The sequence below is a fragment of the Nonomuraea sp. NPDC049750 genome, from assembly GCF_040659625.1.
GTDB lineage: Bacteria > Actinomycetota > Actinomycetes > Streptosporangiales > Streptosporangiaceae > Nonomuraea.
Genome location: NZ_JBFANB010000001.1, coordinates 524227 through 543134, shown reverse-complemented (window position 1 = coordinate 543134; position 18908 = coordinate 524227). Strand labels below are relative to the sequence as shown.

The following is an 18908-nucleotide window of genomic DNA, read 5'->3' as shown; positions in this document are numbered from 1 at the left end:
CACCAACAGTTGGCTTGATCTTGTTCAGCGCGTACACGACCCTCGGCGCCGCTGGGCGCCTGGGGCGGGTCACGCGCCCATCAAGTGTTCCCGCCGCGTTCGGGATGGATGGCGTCGGTGTGCTCGGTGTGGGCGAGCGCCAGGTCGAGCAGCATGCGTACGTGCGGGTCTTCCAGACGGTAGTAGGCCATCCGGCCGGAGCGGCGCGCGGCGACGATGCGGTGGGCGCGCAGCAGCCGCAGGGCGTGGGAGACGGCGGACTCGCTCTGGCCGGTCACGGCGGCCAGGTCGCACACGCACAGTTCGCCGTCCAGCAAGGCGACCAGGAGCCGCAGCCGGTTCGGGTCCGACAGCAGCCCGAAGATGTCGGCGGTGTCGGTGAGATCCTCGGCGGCCGGCATCCGCTCACAGACGGCGGCTACGCGATCGGCGTCGACCACTTTGGCGGCACAACCGTCCACCGCCATCACACCATCATCTGAAGAAGCATTCATATGAGCAAGATAGGGCGTCGCCTGGACGGCATGTCAAGCGTGCGGTCTTTGTCGGCATATGTCGCACAGCGCGGCCGTGAAGAGCAGTGCCGGTACTCTTCTACTTTGAGTAGAACACGGGCAGGAGGGGTGACGGTGCAGCTCGGCAACCTGGAGCGATCGGTCATGGAAGCCCTGTGGGAGCATCCCGAGGGCATGTTCGCCCACGTCCTCGCCGCGGAGCTACCGTCCCGGCCCGCCACCACGACGGTGTTGACCGTCTTGATGCGGCTCTCGAACAAGGGCATGGTCTCCCGCGAGCGCATCGGACGAGCGCACCTGTACAGGGCTACCGCGGACAAGGACGCCTTCGTCGCCGAGGCCATGCGCGCCGCCCTGAACGAGGCCGGCGACGTCGCGGCAGCCGTGCAGCGCTTCGTCGGAACGGTGACGCCGGAGGTGGCCGCCGCCTTGCGTGCGGCCCTGGGCGAGCGGGGCGGATCGGCGCGATGATCGCCTGGCTGGTCGCGGCCGGGATCGCGCTGCTGCCGGTGGCGCTCGGCGACCGGGCCGCGCGCAGGCTGGCCGGGGCGGCGTGGACGCACCGCTGCCCCCGCGCGGCGCTGGCGCTGTGGCAGGCGATCGGGCTGGCCGCCGGTCTGGGCGCGGTCGGTCTCGGATTGGTCGGCGCCGTCGCGCCGCTGGCCGCGGTGTTTCCGCACGGAGCGCACACCCTGGTCAGCCAGATCGTCAGCGGGCATGGCCTCGACGGGCTCGGGCCGGTGCATCTGCTGGCCCTGGCCTGGTCGGCGGGCCTGATGGGCTGGCTCGTCATCCACACGGTGCGCGTCGCCACCAAGACGATCCGGGAGCGAGGCCGGCAGCGCCGGCTGGTCGACGTGGTCGCCGATCATTCACCGGCGCATGACGTCTATGTGCTGCCTGTCGCCGAACATGTCGCCTACTGCGTACCGGGCAGAGACCGGCGGATCGTGCTGAGCCGGGGCACTCTGGAGCTGCTGAGTCCGAAGGAGCTGCAGGCCGTTCTCGGGCATGAGCGTGCGCATGCCCGAGGCCACCACGATCTGGCGCTGCTGCCTTTCGCCGCGCTGGCGCACGCGTTCCCGTGGCTGACCTCCGCCCAGACGGCGCGGCAAGCGGTCGCGGTGCTGGTGGAGATGATCGCCGACGATCACGCGTGCCGGGCGCACGGCGCGCTGCCTCTGGCGCGCGCTCTTGTCCGCATGACGACCACCTCCGCATCTGGCCCGGGTCTCGCCACACTCTCCCTGGCCGACGCGGGAGTCGTCGAGCGCCTGCAACGGCTGCTCGGCGAACGCGCGCAGCCTCGCTGGGTGCCCGCGGCGGCGTACTCGACCGCCGGCCTCCTGCTCAGCGGCCCGGTGACCGTGCTGGTCGCGCCGCTGGTGTGCATCACGCTCTGACCGCGTCTCGCCTTATGACCCCTATATTCGACGTACGGTAGAAGTTCTACAAAGCGTAGAATCTAGCGGCCCGCGGCGCCGCGGAAACCCGCACCGTCCCGAAGAGCGGAAGATGACGAAGAACCTGAAGGTAACCCTCGGCATGGGCGCGGTCACGGCTTTGATCGTGACCCTGATCGTGGGAGCGGTCGCGATGTTCGGTCCCGAGCCCGCCAACACACCGACGTCCGCATCCGGTACGGATACCGTCCCGGCGCGGTTCCTGGTACGAGACGACAGCCACCGGCTCTCAACGGCCCCCGACGGCAAGGTCACGCTGGTCGAGTTCCTCGACTTCGAGTGCGAGGCCTGCGGCGCGGTCTTTCCGCACATGGAACGCATCCGTGCCGAGTACGCCGGGCGGATCAACCTGGTCGTCCGCTACTTCCCGATGCCCGGCCACCGCAATGGCGAACTGGCGGCACGCGTCGCCGAGGCCGCGGCCCAGCAGGGCAAGCTCGAGGTGATGTACGCCAAGCTGTTCCAAACCCAGGCGCAGTGGGGTGAGGCAAGCGCATCGAAGGAGGCGTTCTTCCTCGATCTGGCGAAACAGGCCGGCCTCGACATGACTGTCTTCAAGCGCGACCTCGATGCCGCGAAGACCGCCGAACGGGTGAAGAAGGACCAGGGTGACGGACTCGCGCTCGGCGTCCAGGCCACGCCGACGATCTTCTTCAACGGCGCGCCGCTGGATGTCGAGCCCAGCTACGACAACCTCAAGGCCAAGATCGACGCGGCCCTGACGTCATGACGGCGGTTCCCGGCTCGATCGTCATGCGCTCGCTGCCGTACGTTCTCGTCCTGGGCGGGGCGCTGGGATTCGGCGCGGCGTTCCTGCTCACCGTCGAGCGGCTCAAACTGGCGGCGAACGCCGACTATGTCCCGGCCTGCAGCATCAATCCGATCATCAGCTGCGGCTCGGTGATGAGAACCGAGCAGGCCTCGGTCTTCGGCTTCCCCAACCCGCTGATCGGCATCGCCGCGTTCGCCTTGGTCCTCGCCGTCGGCATGGCCCTCCTGGCCGGTGCCCGCTTCCACGCCTGGTTCTGGCAAGGCCTGCACCTCGGCACCGGGGCGGGCGTCGTCTTCGTGCACTGGCTGATCTTCCAATCGCTGTACCGGATCGGCGCGCTGTGTCCGTACTGCATGCTCGTCTGGGTGGCCACAGTCGTCGTCTTCTGGTACATAAGCCTGGCCAACGTCGAGGCGGGCCGGATCCGGCTTCCCTCCGCCATGCACAACCTCGCGGCGGCGGCCGCGCGCTATCACACGGTCGTGGTGATGGCTTGGGGGCTCGTCATCGCCGGGCTCATTCTCCAGCGATTCTGGATGTACTGGACACTGTGGGCAGGCGGCCTTTGACAGGGTGCACGCATGAACTTCTATAGCTTGTAGAAAATTATGCTCAGGCGCCGAACTGGCGATCGTCCCTCGACGTATCTCCCATCGATCGCAGTTTGGGAGGCTACGTCATGTCTGCTCCGTTGAAATGCGCTATCACCACTCCGCCGAGCTTCGCCAGGGGATCTGCAAGACGGCCGACGGGAACTACGCGGTCACCAGCTTCACGACGGAAAAGGGGCGGAAAGACTGGCTGGATTATGCGCTGATGTACAAAGGCACCCATCTCGTCGGACGCCAGTGGGTCGTCACAGCCGAGTCTCCCGTGCTGGAGACCTTGCGCAAGAAACTGGGCGGCGAGCTCCAGAGCAGTGACGGCAGCGGCTCCAGCCGCGCTTCGGGCACGTGATCTCTCTTCCGGGTAAGGGCCGGGATCGCGTCGCCGCCCCGACCGTGCCCGGTTCTTCAGTGACCGGCGTGGCCGTCCGCGTTCGCCACCGGTCCGGGCGTCAGCCTGTGGTGGGTGGGGCCGTGCGGGTCGGCGCAGTGCTCGACGAGGCGGCGCAGGGCTCCGTCGTCGTCGAAGGCGTGGGTGTCGGGTGTGGCGTGGTCGATCTGCAGGGTCGTGTGCTCGATGCCGTGCTCGTCGTTGAGGTAGCCCTCGACGGCCATGCGGGCGGCGTGACAGTCGGCTCCCGGCGTCACCAGCACGTGGGCCGACAGGGAGAGGTATCCGGAGGTGACCTCCCAGATGTGCAGATCGTGGACCTCGACCACGGCGTCCAGGGCGACGATCTGGCGGCCGACCTCGGCCGGGTCGAGTTCGGGCGGTGCGGCCTCCATGAACACCCGTCCTGAGTCGCGGACCAGCCCCCAGCCGGCCTTGAGCATCAGGGCGGCGACCACCAGGGCGGCGATGGCGTCGGCGCGGGTCCAGCCGGTCAGCCAGACGACGAGCCCGGCCAGGGTGGTGGCGATGAAGGCGTACAGGTCGTTGAGGATGTGCTGGAAGGCGCCCTCGACATTGAGGCTGGAGCGGTTGGCCTTGGACAGCAGCCAGGTGGCTGCCACGTTGACGGCGATGCCGGCCAGCCCGGTGACCACCACGAACAGGCCCTCGACCTGGCCCGGTTCGATCAGGCGGCGGATGCCCTCGAAGGTGAAGTAGGCCGCGAGCAGCAGCAGGGTGATGCCGTTGACCTGGGCGGAGACGATCTCGGCGCGCTTGAGGCCGTAGGTGAAGCCGCCGCGGGGTGGGCGGGCCGCGATCCGCATCGCGATCAGCGCGAACATGAGCGCCATCGCGTCGGTGAGCATGTGACCGGCATCGGAGATCAGCGCCAGGGAGCCGGCGATCACGCCGATCACCACCTCGACGGCCATGAACCCGACGATCAGGGCGAGCGCACCGCTCAGATAGCGCCGGTCCGCTTGCGCGCTGACCGCATGCCCATGCCCATGCCCATGGGTTCGGTCGTGCGTGTGTTGATCAGACATGCGCTGAGCTCCTTGTGCTGACATCTGCCCAAGTGTTCATATGTGCACATGATTGCGACTCCAGAGATCCCCGTCAATACGTCAGGGCGCCAAACTGTCTCGCTTCTACATATGAACATCACATCAGATGTATAACCACTTCGTAGCGTTTCAACTACTCTCCGTAGAAGTCGGCATGGGTCATGGTCACCGGCGTGCTGCTACGCACCGCGGTGATCGGGCTGACGATAGCCAGGGACAGCCGACGGCTCTCGCGCCGCCACTTCATCGTCACCGCCACCGCCGTGGTGGCGATCGGAGGCGTGCTGGTCATGGCCGAAACGCTTTTCGCCGACGATCTGCCCCAGTCGGCCGTACCCGTCGCCGCGGCCCAGGGGCGGCTGCCCACTCAGCACCCTCGCCCCGCCAAGCCCTCACCTTCTACCTCGCTGGAACCGACTACCACCGCGCAGTTGCGCGCCGCGCTGGCGACCGGGCGACTCGGCCTGGAGGCGCTGTTGTCGCGCAGGGAGGCGACCACCATCCGCGCCGACCTGGAGCCGATGCTGCGCGCTCTGCCCGGGCGCACGCCCGCCGAGATCGACCGAACACTACGGCAGGCCAAGATCGACGCTGATGCCAGCATCGGCGACCTCACGCTGCGCCAGCGCCACCTTCTTCTCACCGCTCTCGGCGAGGCCCCGGCGAACCCGAGCCGATGACTTCCGCACGGCGCGCCATGACGTACGGGAGCCCAGGGTGGAAGCCGAGTCAGTCCGGCCGGGAGGCCGCCACGGTGGAGGCGAAGTGCCCGCGTCGTGTCCGTGATCGGCGTCTCCGGCCGGGTCAGGCGCTCTGGAGCAGCTCGGCCAGGTCGGCGGGCATCGGCATGGGCTGGGTCAGTCCCACTGTGGCGCGCCCGGTGTTGCCCTCGGGGTAGCGGCCCAGCGCCGAGCCTGGCGCGGCCACGATGATGCGCGCGACCTGCCCGAGGGCTTCGCGCCGGTCGCGCAGGCGGACGGCCAGGGCGAACATGGCGATGTGGTTGGCCGTGTGCGGCCAGGGCCAGGGCTGGGAGACGATGTGCGCCCGTTCCAAGTGCCGCCACCTGGCTTCGGGGTCGGTGGTGGTGCGGGCGGCGCGCATCTCGGCGCGGTAGGCGGCCCGCACGCGGACGGGCATCGGACGGCCGATCATCGGGATTCCTCCTGCGTAGACGAGCAGCAGCCACCGGCGCAGCCGCCGGGCTCGGCGACGTCGGCGGCCGGGGTGAGCATGGTGGTGGCGGGGATGGCGCAGCAGGTATCGCCGCGCCAGGCCTCGCGGCCCTCTTTGACCGCGACCGCGGCGATGACCAGAGCGGCGATCGGATCGGCCCAGGACCAGCCGAACAGACTGTTGAGCGCCAGCCCCACGAGCAACACCGCGGACAGGTAGGTGCACAGCAGGGTCTGCTTGGAGTCGGCAACGGCCGAGGCCGAGCCGAGCTCGCGGCCGGCGCGGCGCTGGGCGTACGACAGGAACGGCATGACCGCCAGAGAGAGCGCGGCCAGGATGAGGCCGGGCGTGGAGTGCTCGGCCTCGCCGACGCCGAGCAGCGCCCGGACGGCGTCGAAGCTCACGTACGCGGCCAGCGCGAAGAACGAGACCGCGATGACCCGCAGAGCCACCTTCTCCCGCCGCTCGTGGTCGGTGACGGAGAACTGCCAGGCCACCGCGGCAGCCGAGGCGACCTCCACGATCGAGTCCAGGCCGAACCCGATGAGCGCGGCGGAGGAGGCGATGGTGCCCGCGGTGATCGCCACGACGGCTTCGATCACGTTGTAGGTGATGGTCGCCGCGACCAGCAGCCGGATTCGGCGCCGCAGCACGGCGCGCCGGGCCATGCCGATGCCGGGCAGGTTCACCGCGCTCATGACATCGGTTCCAGTTCGGCGTCCCCGTCGCCGGTTTCCACCCCATAGGTCGGGCACAGCGCCACGGCGTGGCCGGTGGCGCCCAGCAGGTGCTCGGCCGAGGCCAGCAGATCCATCAGCTCGGGCCGGGTCAAGCTGTAGAACGACTGCCGTCCTTCGGCCCGGTAGTCGACCAGGCCGCAGTCGCGCAGGCAGGCCAGATGCTTGGACACCGTGGACTGGGCCAGCCCGAGCCGGCTGGTCAGATCCACGACGCGGGCCTCGCCGCGCGCGAGCCGCTGCACGATGCGCAGCCGGGTCTCATCGGCAAGGGAGTGGAACAGCGCCGCCGCCGGGGAGATGCCGGCGGCGATGTCAGCGCTGACGCACCGGCCACCTTCAGAATCAATCGCCATATGGCGATGATAGCCCGATGTAGGCATGCCAGCGCAAGGGGACTGGTTTCGGATGTCCGGCCGACAATCCCCGCCCCGGCGCCAACTCCTGCCCCTGGTTCACCGTTCGCCCCCTGCGCCATCGCCCCGGCGGCGACGGGATGCCGCCTTGCGCGCCCACCACACCGCGCCCGACCACACGAGCCGGCACAACGCCAACGCCGTCACGATGCCGACCAGGACCACAACAGCGATCCAGGCGACACCCCCACGTGAGCCCCTGCTCCACCTCGGGCAGCAACAACAAATCCATGCCAAGCCCAGACGCCGATCGCTCGCCGCTCGCCTGTTCTGGGGCGTTCCTCCTTGAGCCGAATGCCTGCTCCACGCGCACGACGGCGTCGGTGGGTCCGATCAGCCGTGTATTGGGAGTGTCCTCCCACGATCGGTTTGCGGAATTGCTGACTTTGGGACCAATGGCATTGGTATTCGGGACTTCGTCCTCCGGTGGTCGGCCGCCTGTTTCGCGAGGCTGGAGCTGGGGTGTTCCAGTTCGGGAATGGGACCGTTGAGGGATGGAACCGTTCAGGGATGGGACCGTTCAGGGATGGGACCGTTCAGGGATGGGACCGTTCAGGGATGGGACCGTTCAGGGATGGGACCGTTCAGGGATGGGACCGTTCAGGGAGGGGATACGTGATGACCAGACGGATCGTGGTCGGCGTGGACGGGTCCGAGCCGGCGACAGCGGCGGTGCGGTGGGCCGCCGCCGACGCGCGGCGCAGGGGACTGGCTCTGCGGATCGTGCACGTCTGTGAGCAGTGGCCGCACGGGCTCGCCGCGTTCAGCGCGGAGTACTGCGCGGGTGCGCTCGAGGCGGCCGCAGACCGGGCGCGTGAGCTGGCAGGCGGCGTGGAGGTGACGACGGAATTGTGCGCTGGGAACGTGATCGACGAGCTGATCGGCGAGTCGGCGTCGGCCGACAGCCTGGTGCTGGGCAGCAGAGGACTCGGCGGTTTCAGCGGCCTGCTGCTCGGCTCGGTCAGTACGGCCGTCGCGGGCCACGCGCGGGGCCCGGTGGTGATCGTCCGCGGGCCCGGCCAGGAAGAGCACGGCCAGGAAGAGCCCGGTCAGGAAGAGCACGGCCGGATCGTCGTCGGCTACGACGGGTCCGAGCAGTCGGAAGCCGCCATGGAGTACGCCATCGAGCAGGCCCGCGCTCGCCACGCGCGGCTGCATGTCCTGTATGCCTGGCAACTGCCGATGTTCTCCCCGTACGCGGCCGCCTACGGCAGCCTGCTGGAGAAGGCATTCCAGCACGAGGTCCGGATAGCCGGCGAGCGGGTGATCCCCTGGCGCGAGAAGTACCCCGACATCGAGATCAGCGACGAGCAACTGTGCGAGCACCCGGCCGGCGCTCTGATCAAGGCGGCGACCACGGCCGACCTGGTCGTCGTCGGGTCGCGTGGGCTGGGCGGCTTCGCCTCCGCGGTGCTGGGCTCGGTCAGCCGCGCCGTGCTGCACCACGCCACCTGCCCGGTCGCGGTCGTACGGCCCCACCAGGAGAGGCCATGAAACTGCGGCTCGGCCGTATCTCCGATCATCCCGAGTCTTACGGCTTCCCTTCCGGGCACCCGCCGATGGGGACCTTCCTCGGTGCGCCGGTACGGGCGCCCGCCAGATGAGCGACGCCGACCTGGTGCCGCACCACCGACGCTACGCACCGCGTCACCAGGGAAAACAGGGTCCTTCGGTTCCTGTCCGACGGACTTCCGGCCCTACGACAACGCTCTGTGAGCGGGTCGAATGGAGATGACGAAGGAGGACGGATCATGATCATCGTAGGTGTGGATGGCTCGACGACCGCGCGCGCTGCGGTGGAGTGGGCGGCCAACGACGCTCTCCGGATGAAGGAGCCGCTGCGGATCGTGCACGCCGTGGACCGCTCGCCGTACCAGATCGGCAAGTTCCCCAACGCCGCGCTGCCCGACCCGCTGCTGCGCGAGGGGCAGCGGATCCTGCGCGAAGGGTTGGCCCTGGCCAACGAGCGTCAGCCCGATGTCGAGGTCACGACGCGGGACATCGAGGGCGCGCCCGCTGAGGTGCTGCGCGAACAGGCCAAGGAAGCTAGCGAGATCGTGCTCGGCAGCCGCGGTCTCGGCGGGTTCGCCGGAGCGCTGCTGGGTTCGGTCAGCACGCATGTGGCGGGTCATGTGGACTGCCCCGTCGTGGTCGTACGCGGCGATCACCAACCGGTCCACGGGGAGATCGTGGTCGGCGTGGACGACTCGCCCGCATGCGAGCCCGCGCTGGCCTACGCCTTCCGGCAGGCCAAGCTGCGCGGAGCCGTGCTGAGGGTGGTGCACGCCTGGCAGCCGGTGCACGTGTTCGCCTCCGGGGTGCCGTACGACATGGACGACGTCCGCATCGCGCAGCACCAGATCGTCCAGGATCGGGTGGGGGCGTTCGCGAAGGAGTACCCACAGGTGACGGTCGTCGAGGAAGTCCAGCCGGCGCAGCCGGTGGAAGCACTCACCGACGCCTCCGCCCGAGCCGACCTGCTGGTGGTGGGCTCGCACGGCCACGGCACGGTGGGCGCGATGCTGCTCGGCTCGGTCAGCCGCGGCGTCTTGCACCATGCACACTGCACTGTCGCCGTGGTGCGCGCCCAGGACGCGCCCACCCCGGCGTGACTCGGATGCTGATGCCCAGGATGGCAGCGGCCAAAGCGTACCCAATCACGGCCTGGTCGCCGGCCGACCCGCTGACGCCGACGATCACCTCATTGCGGGGCTGCACGGGCTGGCCTGCGAGCCGTCGAACTCCCACCACAATCATGATGTCCTCGGTCCAAGCGGCAGGGACAGCTCTGAAGATCTCTACTCAGGACCTTCAGCTATCACGGAGGCGGAGCACATTCCGGTTCGTGGTCGACGCGCCAACGGCCCAAAGCTGCAACCGCGACGTGCGACGGATATCAACGGATTCGTTCGCGAGCCAAGCTGGTGCTGGACATCGACGGGTAATCCACGCTCCATAGAGATGGCGGGTGCGAACCGCTATCACGGTCTCTCTCAGACAACTGCATAGTTACTCGCAGTGGGCCGCACGACTGGGACAGGGCTTCGATCCGGCCTGCCAGGTTGCCGCCTTGCCATCGTCTGTCCATATCCCAAAGCCTCCTTGCTGAAAGCAATGCTTATGATTCGAACAGACGAGCGTCACTTCCTGGCCGACGTTGAGAGCGGCGGTTAAGCTAGACGTGATCGTGGTCCGCAAGCCGGGGTGACGCGCTGGTCCGCAGCAGCGCCTGTCCCAACACCCGGCTCAGGTCGGCACCGGTCACCATGCCGACCAAGCGGTCACCGTCGACGACAACGGCGGCGATCGGCTGCCCTTGCGCGACCTGCTCCAACAGCAAGGTGGCCTCCTCGTCCGGCGCGATGGTTCGCAGCGGTGGCTGCATGGTTGTGAGCGTCCCCACCCGCGTGGAGCTCCGGCGCTCCGTGGGCACTGCCGCCAGGGTGTCCAGTGAGACGAAGCCGGCCGGGGCGCCGGTGAGGGTCACCACCGGGAAGACCGTCTGACGGGAGTTCAGCACGACCTTCTCGACGAGTTGTTCGACGTTCATCCAGGCAGGCGCCATGTCCGGCGCCGGGGTCATCACCTCACGCACCAGCAGGCCGCGCAACCCCGCGCGGGCGAGCTTGACGGCAAGCTCCTGGCGTGCGCTCGCGGCGATGTACCAGCCAAGGAAGGCGAGCCACAGACCGCCCAGCCAGTTCCAGAGGAACGTAGCTAGGAGACCGAATGAGATCAGCGTCGTACCGAGGATCTGCCCCGCTCGTGCTGCCGCTCGATCCGCTCGGATGGCGTCGCCGAACCGCCACCACAGCAGCGCGTGCAGTACGCGCCCGCCGTCCAGAGGAGCGCCAGGAAGCAGGTTGAACAGGCCGAGCATCAGGTTCATGGTGAACAGCCACGCGGCGGCGGACGCCGCTAGAGCCGATCCGGGCAAGAAGAGGTAGGCGAGGAAGGTCACGGCGGCGATGCCCAGGCTGGCCAACGGGCCCGCCACCGCCGTCGCCAACTCGATCCGCGGACCCTTCGCCTCCTCTTGCAACTCGGTGTAGCCACCGAGGACCCACAGCGTGATGGAGCCGACCCTGAGCCCGTGCCGATGGGCGATCAGCGCATGGGCCATCTCGTGGGTCAGCAGCGAAGCCATGAACAGCGTGCCCGTGATCACGGCTACCAGCCAGTACTGCCTCTGGCCGTATCCCGGCACAGCCTGCGGCAGCACGGTAGCGCCGAGCAGTACCACGATGAGCGCCGCGATACCGAGCGCCGACCAGTGCGCACGCACCGGGATGCCTGCCACTCTGCCCAGCGGAAGAGTCTGCTTCACTTAGCCATAATCCTGCGGTGACATCCCGTCCGAGCAGGGCCATATGGCCCTTAACGGCAGGACTTTGGTCTGCCGGGCCTACCGGCCGTAGAACGTGCTCGACTGATCAGCTCGTCGGGATCGTGGCGGGAACGGCCAACCGTGAGGCTGCACGGGTCTAAGTGGATATCACCGCTGTGCCAGGGTAGCGGTCCATCGGGAGCCTCTGCGGGATCCGGGGGATGGTCTTCACGAAAGCGGACGTTCCGATTGGCCTCTAGCGTCGCCGTCTCCGGCGACGGGTGCGAGGTGAGAGCCATGGCTGAGTTTCACCGGGTGGTCGTGGGTTATGACGGCTCGGATTTCTCGATGCAGGCCTTGGACTGGGCGCTCGACGAGTGCGAGTTGAGGGGATTGCCGCTGACCGTCACCCACGCGTGGCGTTGGCCCTACGGTGAGGCGGCCGACGAGGTCAAGCTGCATCTGCGCAACGCCGCCGAGCATGTGCTCTACCATGGCGCCGATTGCGCGCGTTCCTCCAGCACGCTGACCGATGTCAAGGCGGATCTGTACGAGGGTTCACCCGCCGAACGCATCGTTGAGCTATCGGTCGGCGCGGACCTCGTCGTCGTCGGTTCGCGGGGCCTGGGCGCCCTGGCCAGGTCGGTAGTCGGCTCGGTCACCGCTTATGTCGCGGCCCACGCGCAGGCTCCGGTGGTCATCGTGCGCGGCCCTGGCCCGCTACCGGTGACGGCTCATCCGGGCCCTGTGGTCCTGGGTCTGAGTCCGACCACGCCGGATGCGGCACTGCAGTTCGCCTTCGACGAGGCCGCTCTGCGCCGGCTTCGGCTGGTGGTCGTGCATGCCGTCCATCTGCAGATCATGGCGTGGGGAGTGGCGATGGCACCCGTACCCGACGTCGAAGCTCTTACCCGGGCCGGACAGAAACGGATGGAGGAACGCCTGACTCCCTGGCGCGACCGGCATGCGGAGGTCCATGTGGAGGGGCATGTCGTCATCGCTCCGGCCAAGGAAGCCCTGCGCACCGCGTCGAGCCAGGCGAGCCTGCTCATTGTCGGTGCGGAGCGAACCCGGCATCACGGTCATCTGGGCACGGTGGTCAGGGCAATGGCGGAGCATGCCACCTGCCCCGTCGCCGTCGTCCCCGGCTACGCTGACCGGCCGCACGAGGAGATGAAGGATGAAGAAGCCCTCTCCATTCAGGAGAGATGATCTCGAATCCATGGTTCCCGACCGATCAAAGGGCCGGACGGCCAGAGCCACAGAGCGATTCGCGCGCCAGCGCCCAGATGGACGCCGGCCGCGGTCGAGGGGAGAAGACCGCGATGAAGGCTTCGGTAGGTGACCGGTTGATCGTCGAGGGCACCTACAATCATGAGCCCCGGCGGATCGGCGTGATCACGGAGTTGCGCCATGATGATGGTTCCCCGCCGTATGTTGTGCACTGGATCGACTCTGAACACGAAACACTCGTGTTCCCGGGGCCGGACGCTCGTGTGGTGAGCAAACAGGAGAGGGAGGCATCGCTTCCGCCTCCGTGAGCGCGCATGCCCATACGGGCCACGGCACGCGGACGTCGTCCGGCCGCTCCGCGCCGAGATGCGAGCAGGCTGCCGAATAGGGACCATGGCCAGGATGTCAGGACCTTTGCCATGCTCATTTGGCTTGGACACTTCCCAAACTGAAAGAGACGAAGACGCATCATCCCTATGGGGAGATCCAGTGCCAGAAGTGCCGCTTCGACCGTAGAAGTCGAGCTTCCAGCGGAACGCAGGAGGTGTGTCGTGATCGTAGTCGGAGTCGATGGATCGCTGGCCGGGCTCGAGGCCGTGAGCTGGGCGGCGAGGGAAGCCGCGCTTCGCGAGGTGCCGCTCGTCGTGGCACACGCCATGCCCCGATGGGCCTGCGAGACCCGTGACGGCCGCCTTGCGGAGGCGACCAAGTGGATGCGTGAGGGCTGCGCGACCGTGCTTGCCGAGGGCAAGTCTCGGGCGGTCCGTGAGCAGCCGAAGGCCGAGGTGGAGACCCTTGCGCTGCCAGGGGATCCGCGTCCGGCCTTGATACGAGCATCGCAGGACGCCGAACTCCTGGTGATCGGCAGTCATGGACTCGGAGGCGTACGCGGCATGCTCATTGGATCGGTGGCCTATGGTGTCGCTGGACACGCCGCGTGTGACGTCGTCGTGGTACGCGCGCTGCCTTCGCTGCCGCGCGGCGAGGTCGTGGTGGGTGTGGACGGCTCGCCCAGATTCGACGCCGTGCTGGACTTCGCTTTCGCCGAGGCGGAGCTGAGGGGAACGCGGTTGCGTACCGTACACGCGTGGGCCTGGCCTCGGCTGGGCGGCTTCGAGCCGGCAGACGTCGCCAGCGAGCAGGAAGAGTTGCTCGTGCTCAAGGAAACGCTCGCCGGTCACCATCCACAGCACCCGGATGTCGAGATGATCGAAGAGGTCGTGCATGGGCATCCCGTCGAGGTTCTACGCCAGGCGGCGATGGGAGCCGATCTACTCGTGGTCGGATCACACGGACACCGAACGCTCACCGGGATGGTCCTCGGATCGGTGAGTCACGCGCTCTTGCATCATTCGCCCTGCCCGCTGGTCGTGGTGCGGGGCAGCGGCGACGATCAGGGATGACCGGTCAAGAGCCATGTGCTCCGTCGAACGTCACCGGTCCGGCCGCGCCGCCTATCACAGGTTGGATGCGTAGAGCCGGTTATACGATCAATGATGGGCCGAGGGCTCTGCCGCGAGCACGTGTTCCGCGCCCTTAAGTGGAGTGACGCACGTCACGTCGCGCCCTGTCACGTCTCTGCGATCCCCGGTGTCTTGAGGCCATGACCGAACACAACACATCCCACAAGGTCGTGGTCATCGGCGGCGGTTACGCCGGGACGCTGGCGGCCAACCGGCTGCGGAAGCGCGACGACGTCGACATCACTCTGGTCAATCCGCGCGCGGAGTTCGTCGAACGCATCCGGCTGCACCAGTTTGTGGCCGGCACCGGCGACGCCACGATCGATTACGGCACGTTGCTCGGCGAGGGCATCCGCCTCGTCGTCGACAGCGTCACGCGCATCGACACCGCTGCCCGCACCGTGCGACTGGCGTCGGGCCGCGCGCTCGACTACGACTATGTCATCTACGCCGTCGGCAGCACCGGCGCGGTCCCCTCGGTGCCAGGCGCGGCCGAATTCGCTTGGCCCATCGCGGAATTGGAGTCCGCGCAGCGGCTGCGCGCCAGGCTGGAGGAGTTGCCCCTCGAGGCTCCGGTCACCGTGGTCGGTGGCGGACTGACCGGCGTCGAGACGGCCGCCGAACTGGCCGAACAAGGGCGCAAGGTCACGCTGGTGTGTGGCCGAACCCTGGCGCCCTACCTGAGCGCAGGGGGGCGCCGATACGTCACCAAATGGCTGACCCGCCATGGTGTCTCCGTGCTCGAAGGCGGCGCGGTGACCGAGGTCCGGGCGGACGCGGTCGTCCTCGCTGACGGTTCTGCCGACAGCGTGGTGCGTCCGAGCGCACTGACCATCTGGACGGCCGGTTTCGGCCTGCCGGAGCTGGCGGCGACCAGCGGGCTGCGCACCGACGCGCTCGGCCGGCTGCTCACCGACGAGACGCTGACCAGCATCGACGACGACCGCATCGTCGCGGCCGGCGACGCCGCCGCACCGTCGGGCCAGCCGCTGCGGATGAGCGGCTACGCCGCCGGGCCGCTCGGGGCGCAGGCCGCCGACACCGTGCTGAGCCGCATCGCGGGGACCGAACCGGCGGCGATCAACCTGGCCTTCACCGGCGCATGCGTCAGCCTCGGCCGGCACGCCGGCATCAGGCAGATCGCCGGTAAGGACGACACCGCGGTGAACATCTACATCCCCGGCCGCATGGGCGCATTAATCAAGGAAGTGACCTGCAAGTTCGTGGTATCGAAGAGGATCCGTCTGGAGGCAGGCAAGCCGGGTTCCATGGGCTGGCCCAAGGGCGGTCCGCGCCCCGAACAGCCGGCCTCCGCCGCACGGACGGTCACCTCCCCGTGAGCGCCGACGAGCATGCCGAGCGATTCACCGTGTTGCGGCCGCTGCTGTTCACCATCGTGTACGAGATCCTCGGCTCGGCGACCGAATCCGACGACGTGCTGCAGGACAGCTATCTGCGCTGGGCCAAGGTGGATCTCGCGGCGGTGCGGGACACCAAGTCGTATCTGGCGCGGCTGGTGACCCGTCAGGCGCTCAACGCCTTGCGCGCGAGCACGCGCCGTCGCGAGGAGTACATCGGCTCCTGGCTGCCCGAGCCGCTGCTGCTGGAGGAGAATGACGCGTCGGCCGATGTGGTGCTCGCCGAGTCGGTGTCGATGGCGATGCTTGTGCTGCTCGAAACGCTCACCCCCGATGAGCGCGCGGTGTTCGTGCTGCGCGAGGTGTTCGGATTCGACCACGACGAGATCGCCGCAGCGGTGGGCAAGTCCGTGGTGACGGTGCGCCAGATGGCGCACCGCGCCCGCGGGCACGTACAGGCGCGGCGTAAACGTTTCGACCCCGTCGACGCTGGGACGACCACGCGGATCACCGAGCAGTTCATGTCCGCGGCGGCGACCGGTGACATGGTGGGGCTGCTCTCGCTGCTCGCGCCGGACGCCACGTGGACCGCCGACAGCGGCGGCAAGGTCACCGCGGCGCGCCAGCCGGTGGTGGGCGCGGAGAAGGTGGCCGTGCTCGTCATGGAACTGTTCCGCGTGGGGCGGTTGCCGAACGCGCGGATCGAGATGGTCAACTGCAACAACGCGCCCGCGATGGCCGCCTACGACGGCGATCACCTGGTAGGCGTCTGCCTGTTCGAGATCGGCGACGGGAAGATCACCAACTTCTACGTCATCCGCAACCCGGACAAACTCCTCGCGCTGACGGTTCCGCGTCAGATCAGCCGGTAGGAGTCGGCAGGCCACAGCGCAGTAGGTCGCGATCGCGCGAGTCTCGCGCAAGCGGAGTTGCCGCTGCAGATGCGGCGCGGCAGGTGACATGTCCTGTGGCGATCGACGAACGCGCCTCCCCCCTTCGCGTGTGTTGACCAATTCGATTCAAGGATGACCAAGGAGCTGACCATGACCGATACACAGGTAGTGATCGCTGGGGCAGGGCCGACCGGTCTGATGCTCGCGTGCGAACTGGGGCTTGCCGGGATCGATGTGCTCGTCCTCGAGCGGCTCCCGGAGCCTCGAACGGTGGAATCGCGGGCCGGAGGCCTGCACATCCGCACGCTGGAGATGCTCGATCAGCGGGGTCTGCTCGCCGGGTTCCTCGAGCGCGGACGGCCGCGACAGGACGTGCACTTCTCCGGGCTCGGTCTCGACCTATCCGATATGACGACGCGATATCCGTACGCTCTGCTCATCTTGCAGGCCGAGGTGGAACAACTGCTGGATGAGCGCGCGGCGCGGTTGGGGGTACGGCTGCGCCGCGACGCCGAGGTGACGGGGTTCACCCAGGACGAAACTGGCGTCACGGTGGAACTCGCGGACGGGTCGCGTGTCCGGGCGGACTACCTCGTCGGCTGCGATGGGGGCCGCAGCACCGTGCGCGGGCTCGCCGGCATCGAGTTCCCCGGCACCCAGGCCACGATGACCGCGATGCTCGGCGACGTCGAGCTCGCCGAGCCGCCCGCGGCCGACATCTTCCAGGAGCGGCGCGAGCACGGCAGATTCTCGGTGCTGTCGTACGGTCCGGACTGGTACCGGGTGCTGACCAACGAGTTCGATCACGTCGTCGGCCGGGACGAACCGATGACCCTGGAGACCCTCCGCAAGTCATTGCTCAAGATCGCCGGGACGGATTACGGGATGCACTCACCGCGATGGCTCTCCCGGCACGGCGACGCGGCACGCCAGGCCGACCGTTATCGCGTGGGCCGGGTTCTCCTGGCCGGCGACGCCGCGCACATCCACTTCCCGGCGGGCGGTCAGGGCTTGAACACCGGCGTGCAGGACGCGGTCAACCTCGGCTGGAAGCTCGCCGCCGTCGTCCGCGGCCAGGCCCCAGACCTGTTGCTCGACACCTACCAGGCCGAACGCCACCCGATCGCCGCCCGCGTCCTGCAGAACACCCGCGCCCAGACCGCACTCTGGCGGGTGGACGATCACACCTCCGCTCTGCGCGAGGTGCTGGGCGACCTCATCGGCATCGACGAGGTACGGCTGCGTCTGGCCGGCATGATCACGGCGACCGACATCAGGTATCCGATGGAGGGGACGGACGACCTCCTCGGCATGCGGATGCCGGATCTCGACCTCGAACACGGTCGCGTCTACGAACTGCTGCACCGCGCTCGCGCGATTCTGCTGGATCTCGGTGGTCTCCCGCCGGTCGCCGCCGTCGTGACCGGCTGGGCGGACCGAGTCGATCTCGCCCGCGCCCGCCCTGCTGAGGGCTCCGACCTCGGTGCGGACGCCGTACTCATTCGTCCCGACGGACACATCGCCTGGGTCACCCGCGCCGGCGAGCAGCCAGACCTGGACGCTCTCCGGGCCGCCCTCACAACGTGGCTCGGCCCAGCTGGTCTTCACGGTGCGCAGGTACGCCACCGGCCCGCCCTGCCGCCCATGCGAAACCCGGACTAGCACGACTCTGCGCGGACAAGCCACCTCCCGATCACAACAGCGCCGCGTCGGTGACGCCCGGGCGCGGTGGCCGCCAGCCGCCACCGTCCAGCTTGGCCAACTCCGGCTCGACATCCACAGTGATGACGCCGAAGAAGCATCGGGGATTGTGGCGGCTGATCGGAGGTGAGGAGCTGCTCGCCGCAGAGTGGACAGCGACCATCCTGCTTGGCGAGCAGGCGAAGGGTGTAGCCATCCAGCGGTGGTTTGATCTTCTTCTGGCTCTTGGCCCAGTACGATCCAGGCCCTGACCGACTCGCAACTCGCGAGTGACCATCGGCTGGCCGCCGTTGAAGCCGCCCGCCAAGCCGTCACCGAGTGTGAGCGCAAGCTGGTGGGTTATCGCGCGGTTCTTGATGCCGGGATCGACCCGGTGGTGGTCGCCGGCTGGATCACCGAGACAGAGGCCAAGCGAAAGGCCGAGCAGATGCGCCTGGACCAGGCGATCACCAAAGTTCCTAAAAGACTCACCGAGGAGGAGATCGCTGCGATGGTTACGAAGCTCGGCGACCTTCGAAAACTGCTCCACAGCGCGGATCCGCAGGACAAGGCTGATGTGTAGGAGCCGCTCGGCCTACGTCCGACCCACGACCCGGGCCAGAAAACAGTGATCGCCAGAGCTCAGCTCAGGCGATCATGTACCAAATGGTGTCCGAGGGGGGACTTGAACCCCCATGCCCCGCAAAGGGCACTAGCACCTCAAGCTAGCGCGTCTGCCTATTCCGCCACCCGGACTTGGTGCCTGCACGTGGGACCGTCATCCCGCGTCGGCTCCGTAAGGTTAGCAA

General features: G+C 68.1%; 22 protein-coding genes and 1 tRNA gene. 15 read left to right on the top strand and 8 right to left on the bottom strand.

What is annotated here, in order from left to right; all coding sequences use genetic code 11:
- Positions 1 to 80: 80 nt before the first annotated feature.
- Positions 81 to 494 carry a metalloregulator ArsR/SmtB family transcription factor gene (locus AB0J16_RS02560; protein ID WP_358533800.1) on the bottom strand — a complete coding sequence of 138 codons (414 nt, stop codon included), beginning with the start codon at positions 492 to 494 and terminating at the stop codon, positions 81 to 83.
- Between the two features lie 129 nt (positions 495 to 623).
- Between AB0J16_RS02560 and AB0J16_RS02555 the strand changes: the two genes are divergently transcribed.
- The 5 genes from AB0J16_RS02555 (at position 624) to AB0J16_RS02535 (ending at position 3707) form a co-directional block, all read left to right on the top strand.
- Complete coding sequence (locus AB0J16_RS02555) at positions 624 to 986, top strand: BlaI/MecI/CopY family transcriptional regulator (protein ID WP_357938573.1); 363 nt, start codon at positions 624 to 626, stop codon at positions 984 to 986.
- On the top strand, positions 983 to 1918 hold the full coding sequence (locus AB0J16_RS02550) for a M56 family metallopeptidase (protein WP_358533797.1): 936 nt from the start codon (positions 983 to 985) through the stop codon (positions 1916 to 1918). The genes AB0J16_RS02555 and AB0J16_RS02550 overlap by 4 nt, the downstream gene beginning before the upstream one ends.
- A gap of 112 nt (positions 1919 to 2030) precedes the next feature.
- A complete protein-coding gene (locus tag AB0J16_RS02545) occupies positions 2031 to 2708 on the top strand; it encodes a DsbA family protein (protein ID WP_358533794.1) in 678 nt (225 codons plus the stop codon).
- Entirely contained in the window at positions 2705 to 3319 is a 615-nt protein-coding gene (locus AB0J16_RS02540; RefSeq protein WP_358533791.1) for a vitamin K epoxide reductase family protein, read from the top strand. Before AB0J16_RS02545 ends, AB0J16_RS02540 begins: the two co-directional genes overlap by 4 nt.
- 127 nt (positions 3320 to 3446) lie before the next feature.
- Complete coding sequence (locus tag AB0J16_RS02535) at positions 3447 to 3707, top strand: hypothetical protein (protein ID WP_358533786.1); 261 nt, start codon at positions 3447 to 3449, stop codon at positions 3705 to 3707.
- Positions 3708 to 3763: 56 nt separating this feature from the next.
- On the opposite strand, the gene AB0J16_RS02530 is transcribed toward AB0J16_RS02535, so the two are convergent.
- Complete coding sequence (locus AB0J16_RS02530) at positions 3764 to 4795, bottom strand: cation diffusion facilitator family transporter (RefSeq protein WP_358533783.1); 1032 nt, start codon at positions 4793 to 4795, stop codon at positions 3764 to 3766.
- A gap of 194 nt (positions 4796 to 4989) precedes the next feature.
- Here AB0J16_RS02530 and AB0J16_RS02525 point away from each other — a divergent pair, with 194 nt between their 5' ends.
- Positions 4990 to 5496, top strand: a complete 507-nt coding sequence (locus AB0J16_RS02525) for a hypothetical protein (protein WP_358533781.1) — start codon at positions 4990 to 4992, stop codon at positions 5494 to 5496.
- A gap of 124 nt (positions 5497 to 5620) precedes the next feature.
- On the opposite strand, the gene AB0J16_RS02520 is transcribed toward AB0J16_RS02525, so the two are convergent.
- From AB0J16_RS02520 to AB0J16_RS02510, 3 genes are read right to left on the bottom strand one after another with little or no spacing between them, the layout of a single operon-like run.
- The gene (locus tag AB0J16_RS02520; protein ID WP_358533778.1) at positions 5621 to 5971 is read right to left on the bottom strand and encodes a DUF3703 domain-containing protein; all 351 of its coding nucleotides are present in this window, start codon (positions 5969 to 5971) and stop codon (positions 5621 to 5623) included.
- Positions 5968 to 6690: a cation transporter gene (locus tag AB0J16_RS02515; RefSeq protein WP_358533775.1), complete on the bottom strand. Its 723-nt coding sequence runs from the start codon at positions 6688 to 6690 to the stop codon at positions 5968 to 5970. Before AB0J16_RS02515 ends, AB0J16_RS02520 begins: the two co-directional genes overlap by 4 nt.
- Positions 6687 to 7085: a metalloregulator ArsR/SmtB family transcription factor gene (locus AB0J16_RS02510; protein WP_358533772.1), complete on the bottom strand. Its 399-nt coding sequence runs from the start codon at positions 7083 to 7085 to the stop codon at positions 6687 to 6689. Before AB0J16_RS02510 ends, AB0J16_RS02515 begins: the two co-directional genes overlap by 4 nt.
- A 678-nt stretch (positions 7086 to 7763) precedes the next feature.
- On the opposite strand from AB0J16_RS02510, the gene AB0J16_RS02505 reads away from it, so the two are divergent.
- Both AB0J16_RS02505 and AB0J16_RS02500 read left to right on the top strand, forming a co-directional pair.
- Positions 7764 to 8639, top strand: coding sequence for a universal stress protein (locus AB0J16_RS02505; RefSeq protein WP_358533769.1), 876 nt, complete (start codon positions 7764 to 7766; stop codon positions 8637 to 8639).
- Positions 8640 to 8896: 257 nt separating this feature from the next.
- Complete coding sequence (locus tag AB0J16_RS02500; protein WP_358533766.1) at positions 8897 to 9757, top strand: universal stress protein; 861 nt, start codon at positions 8897 to 8899, stop codon at positions 9755 to 9757.
- A 563-nt stretch (positions 9758 to 10320) separates the two neighbouring features.
- Here AB0J16_RS02500 and AB0J16_RS02495 read toward each other — a convergent pair.
- Positions 10321 to 11472 carry a site-2 protease family protein gene (locus tag AB0J16_RS02495; RefSeq protein WP_358533764.1) on the bottom strand — a complete coding sequence of 384 codons (1152 nt, stop codon included), beginning with the start codon at positions 11470 to 11472 and terminating at the stop codon, positions 10321 to 10323.
- Positions 11473 to 11769: 297 nt separating this feature from the next.
- Between AB0J16_RS02495 and AB0J16_RS02490 the strand changes: the two genes are divergently transcribed.
- From AB0J16_RS02490 to AB0J16_RS02465, 6 genes are all read left to right on the top strand, one after another.
- Positions 11770 to 12684: a universal stress protein gene (locus AB0J16_RS02490; protein WP_358533761.1), complete on the top strand. Its 915-nt coding sequence runs from the start codon at positions 11770 to 11772 to the stop codon at positions 12682 to 12684.
- On the top strand, positions 12681 to 13013 hold the full coding sequence (locus AB0J16_RS02485) for a DUF1918 domain-containing protein (RefSeq protein WP_358533759.1): 333 nt from the start codon (positions 12681 to 12683) through the stop codon (positions 13011 to 13013). The genes AB0J16_RS02490 and AB0J16_RS02485 overlap by 4 nt, the downstream gene beginning before the upstream one ends.
- 243 nt (positions 13014 to 13256) lie before the next feature.
- On the top strand, positions 13257 to 14108 hold the full coding sequence (locus tag AB0J16_RS02480) for a universal stress protein (protein WP_358533756.1): 852 nt from the start codon (positions 13257 to 13259) through the stop codon (positions 14106 to 14108).
- Between the two features lie 200 nt (positions 14109 to 14308).
- On the top strand, positions 14309 to 15508 hold the full coding sequence (locus AB0J16_RS02475) for an FAD-dependent oxidoreductase (protein WP_358533753.1): 1200 nt from the start codon (positions 14309 to 14311) through the stop codon (positions 15506 to 15508).
- Positions 15505 to 16398 carry an RNA polymerase sigma factor SigJ gene (sigJ, locus tag AB0J16_RS02470; RefSeq protein WP_358533750.1) on the top strand — a complete coding sequence of 298 codons (894 nt, stop codon included), beginning with the start codon at positions 15505 to 15507 and terminating at the stop codon, positions 16396 to 16398. Before AB0J16_RS02475 ends, sigJ begins: the two co-directional genes overlap by 4 nt.
- Positions 16399 to 16569: 171 nt before the next feature.
- Positions 16570 to 18081 carry an FAD-dependent monooxygenase gene (locus AB0J16_RS02465; protein WP_358533747.1) on the top strand — a complete coding sequence of 504 codons (1512 nt, stop codon included), beginning with the start codon at positions 16570 to 16572 and terminating at the stop codon, positions 18079 to 18081.
- Positions 18082 to 18112: 31 nt separating this feature from the next.
- On the opposite strand, the gene AB0J16_RS02460 is transcribed toward AB0J16_RS02465, so the two are convergent.
- Complete coding sequence (locus AB0J16_RS02460; protein WP_358533744.1) at positions 18113 to 18283, bottom strand: hypothetical protein; 171 nt, start codon at positions 18281 to 18283, stop codon at positions 18113 to 18115.
- 171 nt (positions 18284 to 18454) lie between these two features.
- On the opposite strand from AB0J16_RS02460, the gene AB0J16_RS02455 reads away from it, so the two are divergent.
- Positions 18455 to 18682 carry a hypothetical protein gene (locus tag AB0J16_RS02455; protein WP_358533742.1) on the top strand — a complete coding sequence of 76 codons (228 nt, stop codon included), beginning with the start codon at positions 18455 to 18457 and terminating at the stop codon, positions 18680 to 18682.
- Between the two features lie 84 nt (positions 18683 to 18766).
- Here AB0J16_RS02455 and AB0J16_RS02450 read toward each other — a convergent pair.
- Positions 18767 to 18855: transfer RNA gene (locus AB0J16_RS02450), tRNA-Leu, on the bottom strand.
- Positions 18856 to 18908 lie beyond the last annotated feature (53 nt).